At 68.0% G+C, this 15,631-nt stretch carries 17 protein-coding genes; 7 read left to right on the top strand and 10 right to left on the bottom strand.

The genetic code is table 11. The annotated features are described in order from the left end of the window. Positions 1 to 213 (bottom strand): hypothetical protein (locus tag VGT00_01985; protein ID HEV8530168.1); only part of this gene is annotated, 213 nt, incomplete at its 3' end. A 323-nt stretch (positions 214 to 536) separates the two neighbouring features. On the opposite strand from VGT00_01985, the gene VGT00_01980 reads away from it, so the two are divergent. From VGT00_01980 to VGT00_01960, 5 genes are all read left to right on the top strand, one after another. Continuing rightward, entirely contained in the window at positions 537 to 854 is a 318-nt protein-coding gene (locus VGT00_01980; protein ID HEV8530167.1) for a hypothetical protein, read from the top strand. Between the two features lie 148 nt (positions 855 to 1,002). Continuing rightward, entirely contained in the window at positions 1,003 to 1,452 is a 450-nt protein-coding gene (locus tag VGT00_01975; protein ID HEV8530166.1) for a hypothetical protein, read from the top strand. A gap of 165 nt (positions 1,453 to 1,617) precedes the next feature. Further along, positions 1,618 to 2,883: an amidohydrolase family protein gene (locus VGT00_01970; protein ID HEV8530165.1), complete on the top strand. Its 1,266-nt coding sequence runs from the start codon at positions 1,618 to 1,620 to the stop codon at positions 2,881 to 2,883. Between the two features lie 895 nt (positions 2,884 to 3,778). Then, complete coding sequence (locus VGT00_01965; protein ID HEV8530164.1) at positions 3,779 to 4,021, top strand: carboxymuconolactone decarboxylase family protein; 243 nt, start codon at positions 3,779 to 3,781, stop codon at positions 4,019 to 4,021. A gap of 36 nt (positions 4,022 to 4,057) precedes the next feature. Further along, positions 4,058 to 4,315: a hypothetical protein gene (locus VGT00_01960; GenBank protein ID HEV8530163.1), complete on the top strand. Its 258-nt coding sequence runs from the start codon at positions 4,058 to 4,060 to the stop codon at positions 4,313 to 4,315. Between the two features lie 68 nt (positions 4,316 to 4,383). On the opposite strand, the gene VGT00_01955 is transcribed toward VGT00_01960, so the two are convergent. The 8 genes from VGT00_01955 to VGT00_01920 form a co-directional block, all read right to left on the bottom strand. Further along, positions 4,384 to 5,922: a hydantoinase/oxoprolinase family protein gene (locus VGT00_01955; protein HEV8530162.1), complete on the bottom strand. Its 1,539-nt coding sequence runs from the start codon at positions 5,920 to 5,922 to the stop codon at positions 4,384 to 4,386. Then, on the bottom strand, positions 5,922 to 7,004 hold the full coding sequence (locus VGT00_01950) for a DUF917 domain-containing protein (protein HEV8530161.1): 1,083 nt from the start codon (positions 7,002 to 7,004) through the stop codon (positions 5,922 to 5,924). The genes VGT00_01955 and VGT00_01950 overlap by 1 nt, the downstream gene beginning before the upstream one ends. A gap of 5 nt (positions 7,005 to 7,009) precedes the next feature. Continuing rightward, complete coding sequence (locus tag VGT00_01945; protein HEV8530160.1) at positions 7,010 to 7,780, bottom strand: ABC transporter permease; 771 nt, start codon at positions 7,778 to 7,780, stop codon at positions 7,010 to 7,012. Then, positions 7,780 to 8,637 (bottom strand): ABC transporter permease, encoded by an 858-nt coding sequence (locus VGT00_01940; GenBank protein ID HEV8530159.1) that lies wholly within the window; start codon positions 8,635 to 8,637, stop codon positions 7,780 to 7,782. Before VGT00_01940 ends, VGT00_01945 begins: the two co-directional genes overlap by 1 nt. Then, positions 8,625 to 9,305 carry an AroM family protein gene (locus VGT00_01935; GenBank protein ID HEV8530158.1) on the bottom strand — a complete coding sequence of 227 codons (681 nt, stop codon included), beginning with the start codon at positions 9,303 to 9,305 and terminating at the stop codon, positions 8,625 to 8,627. The genes VGT00_01940 and VGT00_01935 overlap by 13 nt, the downstream gene beginning before the upstream one ends. Before the next feature lie 230 nt (positions 9,306 to 9,535). Continuing rightward, positions 9,536 to 10,624, bottom strand: coding sequence for an ABC transporter ATP-binding protein (locus VGT00_01930; protein HEV8530157.1), 1,089 nt, complete (start codon positions 10,622 to 10,624; stop codon positions 9,536 to 9,538). Next, the gene (locus VGT00_01925; protein ID HEV8530156.1) at positions 10,591 to 11,616 is read right to left on the bottom strand and encodes an ABC transporter substrate-binding protein; all 1,026 of its coding nucleotides are present in this window, start codon (positions 11,614 to 11,616) and stop codon (positions 10,591 to 10,593) included. The genes VGT00_01930 and VGT00_01925 overlap by 34 nt, the downstream gene beginning before the upstream one ends. Then, the gene (locus tag VGT00_01920; protein ID HEV8530155.1) at positions 11,613 to 11,834 is read right to left on the bottom strand and encodes a helix-turn-helix transcriptional regulator; all 222 of its coding nucleotides are present in this window, start codon (positions 11,832 to 11,834) and stop codon (positions 11,613 to 11,615) included. Before VGT00_01920 ends, VGT00_01925 begins: the two co-directional genes overlap by 4 nt. A 96-nt stretch (positions 11,835 to 11,930) precedes the next feature. Here VGT00_01920 and VGT00_01915 point away from each other — a divergent pair, with 96 nt between their 5' ends. Next, positions 11,931 to 13,490, top strand: a complete 1,560-nt coding sequence (locus tag VGT00_01915; GenBank protein HEV8530154.1) for a long-chain-fatty-acid--CoA ligase — start codon at positions 11,931 to 11,933, stop codon at positions 13,488 to 13,490. 256 nt (positions 13,491 to 13,746) lie between these two features. Here VGT00_01915 and VGT00_01910 read toward each other — a convergent pair whose 3' ends face one another. Then, on the bottom strand, positions 13,747 to 14,214 hold the full coding sequence (locus VGT00_01910) for a hypothetical protein (GenBank protein HEV8530153.1): 468 nt from the start codon (positions 14,212 to 14,214) through the stop codon (positions 13,747 to 13,749). A gap of 263 nt (positions 14,215 to 14,477) precedes the next feature. Here VGT00_01910 and VGT00_01905 point away from each other — a divergent pair. Further along, a partial coding sequence (locus VGT00_01905) for an acyl-CoA dehydrogenase family protein (GenBank protein HEV8530152.1) occupies positions 14,478 to 15,631 on the top strand: 1,154 nt, incomplete at its 3' end.

Genomic DNA, 15,631 nt, shown 5'->3' with positions numbered 1-15,631 from the left:
CGCCGCGGCGACGAGAAGCGGCCCCAGGCCTCCGTGGAACGACTCCGGCGTGGCGCCGCTCCAGGAGACGATGATGGCGATCACATCATCGAAGTCGGCGTCGTCGTAGATCCCGGGCTGCCATGTCTGATCGGGCGGGTTCGCGTGAGCGAATGCCACCAGCGTGAGCATCAGCAGACCGAGCAGCGGGACGAGCGTCACACGATATCGCACGGGTGCCAGGCTACGCCCCAATCGGGATACCCGCAAGTGAAGTCAACGTGACATCTCGAACACACGGCCAGGCGATCCGTGACACCGCGCCACTCCACAGGAGCCGTCGCTTCCGGTCGATGGACATCGCATCCTCCTCTTTCAGGTCCTGCCGCTCCCGAGCCTCTTCCCGGCATGGGGGACGGCGACGCGGCGAGGATGCGGGGCCCGTGTGAACGCCACGTGTGTCGCGCGTAAAGGAGTGTGAGGCCGCCGAGAGCGCTTCGCGTGCGCCGAGCTATCGCTTGACACGCACGCGATCGGGGAGTAGCTCTGAGACCGTCATGAGCGAAGGCGCTGTCAAGACGACTATCTCGCGGGCCTTCTTGGTCGTGGTCACCCTCGGAGTCCTCGTCACGCTGACCGGGCTCGCCTACGCGAGTCCGCCGGATGCGTCGTGGATCCCCGGTATCTATGACAACGCGGACCTCGACGATGTTGTCGTGCTCGTCACGTTGGCGAGCGGGCTCGTCGGGCCCGTGGATCCGGCCGGGCTTCACGTAATTCCGCCTCCGACCGCTACCCCAGCGCTGCCTCCCGAGAAGGCATCCTTCAGTGTCTGCGCCGTCACTCTCCATGCTCGCGCGCCCCCTCCCGCGTAGGAATACTGTCGAGACTCGACTCTCGCTGTCTCCTGGTCTGCCGACCCGCTGTCCGCGCCCCGCTGAAGGGCGCGCGAAAAGCCGAGCCGCAGGCCGACACGAGCACACTGTCAATCACGTGAGCGAATCACGTAAGGAGGGCACGATCATGATCAGGATCCACACGTCGGTCATCACTGTCGTCGCGATTCTGGGAGCCGCGCTTGCCGGAACCGCGGCCGGTACCGGAGGCATTGCCGCGGCTGGCAATGCCGACGATCCGACCACCTTCGAGAGAAACGCGGCGGTCCCCCGGCAAGCGGCCACGCTTGGCGACGAGTATTTCCACGTCGAGTGGACGGCCGAAGGGGGACGGCCGGGCATGTCCAGGCTCACGGGGTACGTCTACAATGACTACGGCGAGGCCGCGCAGGGCGTTGAGCTGCAGATCACGGCCGTGGACGCCGCGGGGCGGCCCATCAGGAACGTGATCCAGCCCATCGGCGACACCGTGCCGGCGAGAGGCCGAAGCTACTTCGACCTCCAGGTCCCCGCCAGCTCGTCGTATCAGCTGAGCGTGATGTCATTCGAGTTCGTGGAGCTTTCGAACGGCAACTAGGCGGATCGGGCCGGGCGCGGCAGAGCGGCGGTGGTCCATTGCTGTCGCCCGCGCCCGGCTCTGCATTTTCCGTTGGCGCGGGAAGGAGCAGTCCATTTGTGACCGGCCTGTGCTACGGTGGGCGCGGCGTTTTCCCCACCGCGCAGTCTGGAGGAATGCGACCGCATGACTGAGACATCCGTGCACTTCACGCTGCTCACGGCCGCACGTCTCCTCGATGGGACCGGCGCCACGCCCATCGAGCATGCCGCGCTGCTCATGGAGGGCGATCGGATCGTGAGCTTCGGTCGCCAGACCGATGTCCGCGTGGCCGTCGGCGCCTCGGTGGACCGAAAAGACTATGCCGGGGGCACCATTCTTCCCGGCCTGGTGGACGCGCACACGCATCTCGTCGCGCCGGGCGATGGCACGCTCGGCGACGATGTCGCCAAGGAAGACGACGACATCCTGCTCCTGCAGGCGGCCAAGAATGCCCGCACGCTCCTCCATTCGGGAGTGACGACGCTGCGCGAGAACGGCGCCAAGGGTCAGGTGGCTTTCTCCCTCCGCGAGGGCATACGGCGCCAGCTCGCCCCCGGGCCGCGCATGGTCATCTGCGGGCGCCCCATCTCGATCACGGGTGGGCACATGGGCTATTTCGGCTCCGAGGCCGACGGCGAGGCCGCGGTGCGCGCGGAGGTGCGGAAGCTGCTCAAGGAGGGCGCGGACTACATCAAGATCGTGGCGAGCGGCGGCTCCACGCGCACCTCCGATCCGAACCGCGCCTCGTACACCGTGCCCGAGCTGGTAGCCATGACCGACGAGGCCCATCGCCACGGCAAGCTCACGGCCGCCCATTGCACCTCGGCGCAGTCCGTCCAGAACTGTCTCGACGCGGATGTGGACATGATCATCCACTGCATCTTCACGGAGCCCGACGGCACCTACCGGTTCCGGCCCGATCTGGTGGAGCGGCTGGTCGCGGCCAAGGCCTGGGTCAATCCGACGCTCTACGTGATGAAGGCCGGGATCGAAAGACTCCGCGAAGCGCGCGAGCGGGAAGGGCAGCTCACTCCGGAGCTCGTGGCGAAGCTCGAAGACTCCCGGCGGGCCCTCGACGTGCGGATCGATGCCGTGCGGCGGATGAGCGAGGCGGGTGTCCGGATGACGGCGGGCTCGGACTCGCCCTGGGGCTGGTATGCCCCCGGCGAGTTCGTGCACGAGATCCACATGCTCGCCCAGGCGGGGCTCTCGTATTCGGATGCCATCGTGGCCGGCACCGCGGGCGCGGCGGCCTCCATCGGCGTGGGCGCGCTGGCCGGGCGCCTCGCCCCCGGCCGGCGCGCCGACGTCATGGTGGTGCGCGGCGATCCGACGCGAGAGATCACCGCGCTCTGGGACGTGCTCGACGTCTACCAGGCTGGCCGTCGCATCGACCGCGGAGTGCGTTAGGGGTCTGCGCTTGTCGCCGGGGTCAGCATTGAGCTGGAACAGCGGAGTGGTGGTATGTCCGGCTCGAAGAGTGTCAAGGATGCTCGAGGCTCGGTGGCATAAGCGGGCAGATCAAGTTGCGCAGGATCGACGGCTGGAACAGAATCGCCACCGTGCTCAGCCAGCACACGGCAGTGGCGGCATGACCTCTCGAACGGGGCGCCCAGGCCTGACCATGATCGGTCCACGCGCTGCCCTCGCCCTCGCGCTCATCTCGGCCCTCCTTATCGTGCAGCTCGCCGCTTATCAGGACACGGCGGAGGCGCAGCGAGCGGCTGATACCCGCCGCATCGGAGTGTTCGCCCCTGGGTCCGCCAGCGGCACCGACCAGTTCCCACAGTTGGTCAAAGTGTTCCGCGAGGGGCTTAAATCTCAGGACGGCGAGAGCGCTCGGCCTGACAATCCAGCCGTCTCTGCTCGGCCGTGCAGACGAGGTCATCCAGTGCCTGAGTACGCTAATGACACTCGCCGAATACGGTGACACCCTAGCCTGGACTATTCGTGAAGGACACTCTCTCGTCGTATGGCCCCCTCACCCTGCCCTCTCCCCCGCGGCGGGGGAGAGGGATAAGAACACTTTCACTACGCTGCTCTCTTCATTCTGATCCCTCTCCCCCACTGGGGGAGAGGGCAGGGTGAGGGGGCCAGGTGTTCGCGCATAATCCGGGCAAGTACTTAATTTCTCTGGCTCAGATCTGTGACTCAATTACGCGAGAGTCAAATAGTAGCGCCGGAAGGGGCCCTCTCCATCTTCCCCATCAAATCGGGCACCACCGGCGTTGAACCTTTGGGTCTGACGGCTTAGGCAGAGGAAGGGTGACTGAGGAACCGGCCTTCAACACGAAGGGAGGAGGACATGGCGCGTCTCAGCGTCTTGGAAAAAAATCAGCTCACTCCTGAATTTGCGAAATACGTCGAGCGCGCGGCCGAGAGTGGGCAGGAGCAGGCGACCCTGTTCCAGGTCTTGGGCCACTGCCCGGAGATGTTCCACGCCTACTTTCAGTTTTACTTCCCCTGGCACACGGGCGGCGCGGTGGACCCGGTGCTCAAAGAGCTCGTCCGGATCAAGATGGCGCAGCTCAACGACTGCTTTACCTGAAAGCGGGGGCGTTTTGCATCGGCGATGCAACACGGTTTGACCGAAGAAAAAATCGCGGCCCTGGACACCTATCAAGAGAACAACGCCTTCACCCCGCAGGAAAAGATCGCGCTTCGCTTTGCCGAACTCATGGCCCTGACGCACCACGAGATCGACGATGACTTCTTCCGCACTCTGCGCGTCCAGTTCACCGACGCGCAGATCGTCGAACTGGGCATGATGATCGGCCAGTATATTGGCTTCGGCCGCCTCGTCTCCGTGCTCGACCTTGAACGGCCAGCCTGTACCCTCTGACGCGGGCTGTGGTCCATCCGTTCTTCAGTTGGCACGGGGGCGGCGCCCGCTAGCTCGGCCTCGCCGGATCAGTGCGAGGCGATGTCTCCCACCACTCTGACGCGCGTGCGCAGCGAGTTGCCGGGGAGATAGGCCAAGGGCAAATCCTCGACCTCGACCACCTGGAGGCTCGTGGGGTCGGCCCCGGCCCGCACCGCGCGCTCCTCGGCGAGCATCCGCGCCCGGGCAATCGCCTCCTCGCGCGAGAGTCCCTGGAAGATCTGGTCGACCTCGCCGCTGACCTGGGCGATGGCGGCGCCCACGGCATTGGCCACGGCCTGATGCGGCACGTGCACCACCTCCGAGACGCCGGCCAGACGCTCGGGAATGACGAAGCAGCCGCCCCCGACGGCGATGAGAGGCACGGGCGCCGCCTCCGTCTTCATCCTGTCCACGCCTTCCTCGATCATGGCGGAGATGCGCGCGAGTGTCCGCTCCACGAGCGGCGCGGGAAGATCAGCCACGCGCTCCCGCGCGCCCAGGTCGACGAGCCGGGCGGCCACGCCGATGTCGGTGACGGTCAGGTCGGGGCCGCCGAAGACGCGGGCCCGCTCGGTCAGCCGAAACCCGACGCTCAGCGGTCCCACGGCGAGCGGCTCGGGAGCAACCAGGCTGCCGCCGCCGAGCCCGAGCGAGAGCAGGTCGGGCATGCGGAAGAGCGTCCGGACGCCGCCGATCTCGACCACGTTATTGGCCTCGCGCGGAAAGCCGTGGCGCAGGGCGCCGATGTCCGTGGTGGTCCCGCCCACGTCCACCACGATGGCATCGTCGCGCTTCGACAGGAAGGCGGCGCCGCGCATGCTATTGGTGGGCCCCGAGGCGAAGCTGTAGACGGGGAATTGCCGCGCCTGCTCGGCCGGGAGCACGGTGCCGTCGTTCTGGGTGATGTAGAGGGGTGCGCGAATCTTGCTCCGAGCGAGCGCCTCCATGAAGCCCTGAGTAGTCCGGCTCGCCAGGTCGACCAGGCAGGCGTTCAGCAGGGTCGCGTTCTCCCGCTCGAGGAGGCCGATCCTCCCCAGATCGTGCGAGCAGGTGACGGAGAGACCGGGGCACTCATCCCGCAAGATGCGCGCGGCCTCTTCCTCGCAGGTTGGGTTGAGGGGCGAGAACACGGAGGCGATGGCCACCGCCGTCAAGCTGCGCTCGCGGATCCGACGTGCGGCCTGACGGACCGCCGCGGTGTCGAGCGGGACGATGGGGCGTCCGTCGTACTCGTGCCCCCCTTCGACCATGAACACCTCGCCTCGCACCAGGCGGGCCAGATCCTCCGGCCAGTCCTCGAAGGGCGGGAGCGACGCGCTGGCCGGCAGCCCGATACGCACGGCGGCGACCGCGGTCAGGTCACGCCGCTGGACCACCGCATTGGTGAAGTGCGTGGTCCCGATCATCACGGCGTCCACCACGCCCCCGCCCTCGGGCAACGAAGCCGTCAAGAGCTCGAGGGCGTTCACGATGCCCCCCGTGACATCGGGCGTGGTCGGCGTCTTGACCGCGTGCACGACGCGATCGTCCTCGAGCAGCACCGCGTCGGTATTGGTCCCGCCCACGTCGATGCCGATGCGCCGCATCAGGCGAACACGGAGACGAACTCGAGGTCGTAGCCGAAGGCGCGCGGGCCGACGTGCTCGATCCCCTTGGGCGTCAGCAGGATGGGCGGGGCGGGGAGCGCGATCACGGTGACGCGCTGACCGTACCGGAGCGTCTCGGTGCCGATGGCATCGCCGGAGACGGTGTCGAGCACGCAGATCAGATCGGGCGTGGTGGCGCGGGGCGCCCCGTCCAGCCAGGCCACCGCGAACTCGTTCTGGAAGGCCAGCCGCATCGTCCGGCCGCGGAAGTCGTCGAGGCCGTCGAGGGTGGCCGTGCCGCGCAGGAATCCCTCGGTGGCGCGGCGGTCGACGTCCTGGATCTTGCCCGTGAAGAGACGCAGGCCGCCTTCGAGGGCCAGCACGGCCTGGATCGGATCCTCATGCGCCCGCCGGGCCGCGCGCACCGCCTGGCCGATGCGGAGCGCCTTGGAGGTGGAATAGAGGATGGCGCACTCCTTGACCTCTTTGCCGGTGCGCGGGGCCTTGCAGGTGGAGGCGATGGAGCCGACGGCCACGCAGGCCGTCCGGGAGAGCCGCTCCATCCACTTCCACGAGGCCGCGCGCGCCACCACCACGGCATTGTCACGGACATCCACGAGGGTGAGCGGGTACATCCGCAGATCATGGATGGCGAAGCTCGTCATCTGCGCCTCGGGAAAGGCGCGGCCCATGCAGTCTGCGTCCACCACGGGCAAGCCGAGCAGGGCGGCCGCCATGAAGGGCTGGAGCGAGTTGCCCCCGCCGATCTCGAGGGACATGACGGCGCGGAAGCGCTGCCCGATCACCTCCTCCATCATGAGGACGGCCTGGGCGATGGTCCGGGGATCGGTCAGCCGCTCCTGGCCGACGAGAGGCGCCCCCATGTTGGAGACCACGGCGACACGATCGTCGTCGGCGAGCCCGGCCGGATCCATGAGGGACACGACGGTGCCCTCCCGATACAGGCGCCGCAGATTGAGGAGGGCCAGGTACGGGCTGCCCCCGCCGCCCGTGCCGAGAATCCAGGCCCCGATGGCGATCGACTCGATCTCGTCGAGACTGACGGGGCGGAGGGGCGGCATGGTGCTCAGAAGCCGGCGAACTCTTCGAGGCCCATGAGCCGGGCGATACCCAGGACGAGGACGAGGACCACCCCGATGGCGAAGGCGGAGACGGCCGCGGCCGTGGGGTCGAACGAGTACTTGAGATACGCGAAGAGCTCGATGGGCAGCGGGGTGAGCCCGGCCGCGGTCAGGAAGAGCGAGAGCGTGAAGTTGTCGAAGGAGATCGCGAAGGCGAAGATCGCCCCGGCCACCACACCCGGCTTGATCACGCCGAGGGTGACCTCGAAGAAGGCGCGGAGGGGAGAGGCGCCCAGGCTCTGCGCCGCCTCCTCGAGGGCCGGGTCGAAGTGGTAGAGGGTGGCCGAGGCGGTCCGGATCACGTAGGGCGCCGTGACCACCACGTGGCCGATGAGGAGCGCCCAGTACGTCTGCGCCCACCCCAGCATGGTGAAGAACTGGAGCATGGCCACCCCGGTCAGGATCTGGGGAAGCAGAAGCGGAGACATGACGAACGCGTTGAGGCCGTCGCGGCCCCGGAAGCGTCCGCGCACGAGGGCCACGGCGGCGGGGAGGCCGATCAAGACGGAGAGCGCCGCGGTGGCGACGCCCAGATGGGTCGACAGCCAGAGCGCTTGCATGAACTCCCGGCGGGCAAAGAAGTTGGCGAACCACTTGAGCGAGAACCCCTGCGGGGGAAAGGTGAAGTAGTTGCCGGCGTTGAAGGCGGCCAGCACCACCACCACCAGGGGGAGGAGCAGGAAGGCGTACACGGCCGCGGTGACGGCGCGCAGCATCAGCGAATGCCCCGGAGGGCGCGCTCGGTGGCGCGGATGTAGAGGGCGATCAGGGCCACGGACAGCACGAGGAGGACGAAGGCGTTGGCGGCGCCGAAGGGCCAGTCGAAGACCGAGAGCATCTGCTCGTAAATGATCATGGGCAGGACCTGGACCTTGAACCCGCCCAGCAGGATGGGCACCACGAAGGAGCTGATGGCCAGCGAGAAGACGAGGAGCGAGCCGGCCAGGATCCCGGGCAGGGAGAGGGGCAGCGTCACCTCGAGGAAGGCGCGCAGGGGCGAGGCGCCGAGCGTCATGGCGGCCTCGAGCAGATGGGGGTCGAGGCGCTTGAGCACGCCGGTGAGCGACAGGACCATGAAGGGCAGGAAGACATGCAGAAGGGCCACGGTGACGCCGAACCGGTTGTACATGAGGGGCAGCGGCTTGGCGCGCCAGCCCCCATCGATCAGCATGGCGTTGACGAGGCCGCGGTCGGCGAGCAGGATCATCCAGCCGTAGCAGCGGATGACGATGCCCACGAGGAGCGGCGAGAGGACGAAGACGAGGAGCACCGGCTTCCAGCGGCTCGTCGTCCGCGCGAGGTGCCAGGCGAGCGGATACCCCATGACGAGGGCGGCCGCCGTGGTGATGGCGCCCAGGACCAGGGTGTCCCAGAGCACGCCCAGATAGAAGGTGTCGGAGAAGAAGCGCGCGTACTGCAGGAGCGTGGGCTGCCACGAGATCTGGCCGAAGGACTCGCGCGTGAAGCTGATCCCGAGCATCAGGGCCAAGGGGGCGCTGAAGAAGACCACGAGAAGCAGGACGAGCGGCCCGAGGAGGAGGGCCGCGGGCGGCACCCGGCTCAGAGCCCGCACAGCTCCGCCACCACGCGGGCGACCAGGAGATTGGCGACGAGCACGGGGACGCCGAGCTCGCGCTGGAGGATGTCGCGCGTCTTCCGCCTGAACCCGATGCAATCCATGACGACGAGCCCGGCCTTGCCATCGCTCAGAGCCGCCCGGGCGTCGTGAAGGGCGGCCGGATCCTCCTCCTCATACGGTGAGAGCGGCACCACGACGGGGTCGAAGCCCGCGGAGCGCCAGCGCGCCTCCGTCTGGGGGACGTGAGGGACCGAGGGGGTGAGGATGCCCAGCCGCCCTTCCCACGACAGGCCGCGCAGAAGACCGAGCAGGACCTCCTGGGGCTCGACGAAGGGGCGCCGCGAGCGGAAGCGCGGGAAGGCGCCCGTGCAGAGCAGCGCGGTCATGGCCACGCCGCCGGCTTCGAGCTCGTCTATGCGCGCCTGCACGCGTGCCACCATGTGGCGCTTGGCCACGAACACGCTCGAGCCGTCGGCGAGGCGCGTGACGAGGAGGTCGTCGTCGGGTTCCGGGGCGAGGGCGGCGATCTCCCGTGGAGACAGGCCATCCAGAGCGCCCCGCTCGCGGATCTCCACACCCGGGCCGAGGATCTCGACCATGTCGGGCACCACGTCCGAGCGCGGCGATTGACCGATGGTGATCATGCCGACGATGGGGCGCATGGCTTGGCCTCCCTCGCCCGGTCGATTCATGAACGCGCTCCTGTCCTCATGTGCACCCCCTCATTTACTCAGCCCTCGCCTCAGGGCTTCGCCCTTCAGCTCGAACTGCGGCCCTCTCCCCCGCGACGGGGGAGAGGGATAGAGATAATCCCGCGTCTTCCCCGCCTTGTATCCCTCTCCCCCAGTGGGGGAGAGGGCAGGGTGAGGGGGAACCTCGCGCATCGGTGTCGCTATCCCTCCAGGACGCGGGCGTCATCCGCGGCCCAGCCCGCGCGAACGCGCGCGCCCGGCGCGAAGCGGGTCTGGCCGAGCTCCACTGCCTGGAGCTCGAGCCCTTCCTCGGTCCGGAGGATGTAGCGCACCGTCTCCCCCTGGTAGACGACGTGAGCGATGTCCGCGGCCACCACATTGTCGGCCCGGCCATCGGGCTCGAGCCTCACACGCTCCGGCCGGAGGGCGAGGGTCACCGATGCTCCGGGGCCGCCCGCGGGACGGGCCGTGCGGACGCGGGCCCGTCCCCACTCGACTTCGGTGCCCCCGAGGACCCGCACGGGCAAGAGATTCGTGGTCCCGATGAAGGCGGCCACGAAGACGGTGCGCGGGCTCTCGTAGATGTCGCGGGGCGCGCCGATCTGCTCCAGCCGGCCGCCGCGCATGACCGCGATACGATCCGACATGGTCAGCGCCTCGTCCTGGTCATGGGTGACGTAGATGGTGGTGATGCCGACTTCGCGCTGCAAGCTCTTGAGCTCGATCTGCATGTGGTCGCGAAGCTGCTTGTCGAGGGCGCCGAGGGGCTCGTCGAGGAGGAGCACGGCGGGCCGCGTGACGAGGGCCCGCGCCAGGGCCACCCGCTGCTGCTCGCCCCCGGAGAGCTCGCGCGGATACCGCGCGCCATAGGCGGGCAGCCGCACCAGCTCGAGCGCCTCGCCGACGCGGCGCTCGAGCTCGCCGCGCTCCACTCCCGCCATCCGGAGCCCGAAGGCCACGTTCTGAAAAACGGTGCGATGAGGGAAGAGCGCGTAGTGCTGGAAGACCATGCCCACGCGCCGGCGATGCGGCGGGACCTCGTTGACCCGGCTCCCCTTGATGAGGACATCGCCCGCGGACGGATCGATGAACCCCGCCACCGCGCGGAGGGTCGTCGTCTTGCCACAACCCGACGGGCCCAGGAGCGTGAAGAACTCGCCGGCGTGGACGGCGAGCGACACGCCGTCGAGGGCCAGAGTCTCCCCGAAGCGCTTGGCGAGTCCCCGGAGCTCGACGTCGGGTGGCGGAGCGACGCTCAGCGCAGCTCCTTGTTCCAGCGCTCCGTCCACTGGGGACGCTGCCGGGCGACCTTGGCCCAGTCGAAGAGCACGAGCTTGTCGACATCGGCGGGACCGTTGATGATCTTCCGGGCAACGTCCGCCGGCAGCTTGACCGTCTTGTTGGTCGGGCTGAAGAAGAGCTCAGTCGCGAAGGCCGTCTGCACCTCCGGAGAGAGGTACGCATCGACGAGCTTCCAGGCGAGGTCCTTGTTCTTTGAGCCCTTCGTGACCTGGATGACCTGGTCGAGGATGGGTACCCCTTCCACGGGCGCGGCCCAGTCGACCGGGATCCCGCGTTTCTGGAGGTCGTACGCGGTGGCGTCGTGCATCACGGCGATCACGACCTCCTTCGACTCGAGATACTTCTCCATGGTGCCCGTGAAGTCCACGAGCTTCGGCTGCATGCGCTTGATGGCCGCGATGCCCGCGTCCACGTCGAAGTACTCCTTGCCGTAGACCTTCGACACCATGAACAGGAAGTTGATGCCGAGGGTGTTGCCGATCACGTAGGTGCCGCGGCGCCCCGCGTAGGCATCGTCCCAGAGATCCTTCCAGGACGTGGGCTTCTTGGAGACGGCATCCGTGCGGTACGCGATCCCGATACGCGCCCAGAAGATGGCGAGGCTCGTGTCCCCGATCAGGGCCTTGTCGTACACGTGCTTGATGTTGGGCGCGAGGGCCAGGTTGCGCGGCTCGAAGAAGCCGCGCTCACGGGGGATGGGGAAGGGCGGCTCGTTGCCCATCACGACGTCGAAGGGCGGATTGTCGGGACCTCCCGCCATGAGCTTGGCCACCCACTCCGTGGTGATGCCCGTGACGAGCTCGATCTTGACGCCGTGCTGCTTCTCGAAGGGCTCAATCAGCGCCTTCTTCATGACCTCGGACCAGCGCCCGCCATAGCCGGTGACGACCAGCGTCTTCTGCTGGGCGGGAGCCTGGACGGCGGCGGCGGGGAACAGCAAGGTGACGAGAAGCACCAGCAACCACGCGATGCGCATCATGGAGACTCCTCCCCTTCGGTTAGCTTGCTGGGGGTCACGCCCAGCGCTCGCGCCAACCGCTGCACGATGGCCGCGGGCGGATTGTGCCCCGCTTGCCCACCCTCGAGAATGGACACGAAGCTCACGGAGACCTGGGCGCGCTCGGCGAGCTGGGCCTGGCTGAGGCCCCGGGCCTCCCGCAATTGCTGGACGACTTCGCCGAGCTTTCGTGTCGCCATGCGCTCTCCAGGCAGGTGAGAGTTTAGGCTCGCCGAGCAGGCCTCGTCACCTATATTCTTGGCCTCTCATACCTTCGCTGACAGGGAGGCCGCGAAATGTCCTGGTCGCTCGGTCGTATCGTCAGGGAGCATGCGCGCGCGCGGGGCGCCCACCCCATGATCACCTATGGCGAGCGCCTGATCACGTGGTCGGAGATGGACGCGCGGTCGAGCCGCGTGGCCCAGGGGCTGCGGGCCGCCGGGCTCGCCGAGCAGAGCCGGATCGCTTTCCTGGACAAGAATGGCCCCGAGTACTTCGAGGTCCTTTTCGGGGGCGGCAAGGCCAATGTCGTCAACGTGGCCGTGAACTGGCGGCTGACTCCGGGCGAGATGGCCTACGTCATCAATGACGCCGAGGCCAAGCTCCTCTTTGTGGGTCCCGACTTCCTCGGCCATCTCGAGGAGATGGAAGGCAACCTCAAGACGGTCGAGAAGATCATCGTCATCAGCGCCCACGGGCGCCACGAATCCTACGAGGCGTGGACGGCCCGCCATCCGGCCGACGATCCGGAGCGGACCTCCGCGCCGGACGACGTGGCGATGCAGCTCTACACGTCGGGCACCACGGGCTTGCCGAAGGGCGCCATGCTGACCAACGGAAGCCTCGGCACGCTCCTGCCCCGGGTCGGGCCGTTCTGGCATTTCGACGAGACCTCCGTGAATCTCGTGTGCATGCCGCTCTTTCACATCGGCGGCTCGGGCTGGGCCCTCGTCGGCATGGGCATGGGCTGCCACTCGATCCTGGTCCGCGAGTTCGTGCCGCCGGAAATTCTCGCCACCCTGGAGCGACACCAGGTCACCAATGCGCTCTTCGTGCCGGCCATGCTCCAGTTCCTCACCATGGTCCCGGGCGCGGCCGACCGGGACTACTCGGCACTGCGATCTATCGTCTACGGCGCCTCGCCGATCACGAACGAGGTGCTCGTCCGCTCGATGAAAGCGCTCCGCTGTCCCTTCATCCAGGTCTACGGGCTCACGGAATCGACGGGGGCCATCACCCAGCTTCCCGCCAGCGATCACGATCCTGACGGGCCACGTGCGCGCCTGCTCCGCTCGGCAGGCAAGCCCTTCCCCTGGGTGGAGCTGCGCATCGTCGAGCCGGGGGGAGGAGCGGAGTGCGCGCGAGGGGTGGTGGGAGAGATCTGGACCCGGTCGGTGCAGAACTTCAAGGGCTACTGGGGCAAACCGGACGAGACCGCCCGGACGCTCGGCGCCGACGGGTGGCTCAGGACGGGCGACGCCGGCTTTCTCGACGAGGACGGCTATCTCTTCCTCACCGACCGGGTGAAGGACATGATCATCTCGGGCGGCGAGAACGTGTACCCGGCCGAGGTCGAGAACGCACTGTCCGACCATCCGGCCATCGCCGACGTCGCAGTCATCGGCGTGCCGGACGACCGGTGGGGCGAGACGGTCAAAGCCATCGTCGTCCCGAAAACGAGCATGGAGGTGCGGCCAGAGGAGATCATCGCCTTCGCGCGCCAGCGCCTCGCGCACTACAAGTGTCCGACCTCCGTGGACTTCGCGGAGTCGCTTCCGCGCAACCCCTCGGGCAAGCTGCTCAAGCGCGAGCTGCGCGAGCCCTACTGGAAAGGGCGCGAGCGCCGCATCAACTGAGCACTGGGCCAATTTGCTTCGCCAGTTCTACTCAGCTCTCGCCTCGCAGCTTCCCTGCTCAGCTCGAAGGACCACGTTCTCGGTCGCCCGCAACGCTCAACGTACGATCCACTCAGCCCTCGCCTCGGGCTTCGCCTTCAGCTCGAAAGGCCACGTACGCCTCGCATTGCGGGCTCCCTCGGGCGTGGCAGTTCGAGCTGAGGGCGCAGCCCGAGGCGAGGGCTGAGTTGGTCTGGCTCGCAACTTGGCCCAGTGCTTACCCGGCGTGGCGATGCTCGGCAGGCAGCCCGAAGCGCTGCGCCGTTTCCGCCGCGGCATCGAACTGGATGAGCACGGCGGGCTCGCGTCCCACGACCCAGGCGTCGTGGCCGGGCTCGACCACCACCACCTGCGGCGCCGCGAACTCGAAGACGCAGCCGTCGCCATACTTGCCCTCTACGCGCCCCGAGGTCAGAAAGCCCACGTGCCCGTGCATGCAGAGCTCGGTGCCGATGAGCGGCTTCATGTGGGTGGACCAGCGGAATCCGGGCGGGTACACGACGCGCTTGACCTGACCATTGGCCGCGGCCACCGAGTCGATCTTGACCCCTCCCATCTCGTGGCGCCGGGCGCCCTTGATGGGACGAAGCCCCGTGGCGCCCGGGCTGGCCGCTTTGCGCGCCCTGGCCGCGGGGGACGGCCGGGGCTTGGCCTTCGCCTTGCTCCTACCTGTGCGCTTCTTCATTGACGTGCCCTCCCTGCCGCTGTCCTGCCGGACGCGAGACGCATGGGTTCCCGCCGACCATCGGCATGGCCGTCGGGGCTATGGAAGGAATCTCGAGGACCGACTCCGGTGGCATGCGCCTCTCCGAGCGCCGGCTAGGTGCGGATGGCGTGACTCTGCTCCGCGCTCCAGTCGGTGTCAAGCTGGGTCCACGGTGTGCCGATTCTCGCCGCGGTTTTCCGGCGCGCCGGCCGCGGAAAGTATATGCTAGCGCCCAGAGCGCCATGGACTTCGAGTACGCGCAAGAGCACGAGGCGTTTCGCAAGGAATTCCGCGACTGGCTCGCCACCAATCTCCCGTCCGAGCTCTGCCTGGACGATCCCGCCGACGACCGGGTCGCCTCCGACCGCGACACTTTCGAGCGCCGGCGCGCCTGGCAGAAGACCATGCACGCGGCGGGCTGGGTGGGCATCACGTGGCTGAAGGAATATGGAGGCCGAGGGGCCGGGCTCATTGAGCGCGTCATCTGGGACGAGGAGTACGCGGCCGCGCGCGCCCCCGTGCTTCCGGGGAACATGGCCCTGAACCTGGTCGGCCCCACCCTCATCCACTGGGGCACCGATGAGCAGAGGCGCGGGCACCTTCCCGCCATCCTGAACGCCGACGAGGTCTGGTGCCAGGGCTTCTCCGAGCCCGGCGCCGGCTCGGACCTGGCCGCCCTCCAGACACGCGCTGTCGACGCCGGCGACCACTTCGTCGTCAACGGCCAGAAGGTCTGGACCTCGGGCGCGCAGTTCGCGCACTGGATCATCCTGCTCGTGCGCACCGACCCGCAGGCGCCCAAGCACAAGGGCATCAGCTGCCTCCTCGTGCCCATGGCCACGCCCGGGATCAGCGTGCGCCCGCTCGTGCTCATGACCGGGCATCATCACTTCAACGAGGTCTTCTTCGCCGACGTGAAGGTGCCCAAGGCGAACCTGCTGGGTCCGATCAACCAGGGCTGGAAGGTGTCGACGACCACGCTGATGTACGAGCGTCATTCCGCGGGCTCGCGCGGTTACACCGCGCAGATCGCGCGGCTCGTGCAGCTGGCCCGTCAGGTGCCCATCGGTGGGCGCCCCGCGTGGGAGAACCCCTGGATCCGTCAGCGGCTGGCCCAGCTCGCCATCGACGCCGAGGTATTCAAGTACACGCGGCTCCGGAACCTGACGCGCCAGCTCCGCGGCGAGCCGCCGGGGCCCGAGGGATCCATCCTCAAGCTCACCGGTTCCGAGCTGGGCGTCCGGATCGCCGACGCGGCCGGCGAGCTGCTCGGCATGCACGTGCTGGTCAATCGGCCGTCCGAGACGGTGCCCGACGCGCCGCGCTGGTTCAACCGCGTGCTCGCCGCGCGACAGTACACGATCTCGGCGGGGACGAGCGAGATCCAGCGCAACAT

The sequence above is a fragment of the Candidatus Methylomirabilota bacterium genome (assembly GCA_036002485.1).
GTDB lineage: Bacteria > Methylomirabilota > Methylomirabilia > Rokubacteriales > CSP1-6 > AR37.
This window is presented reverse-complemented; position numbering and strand designations above follow the sequence as displayed.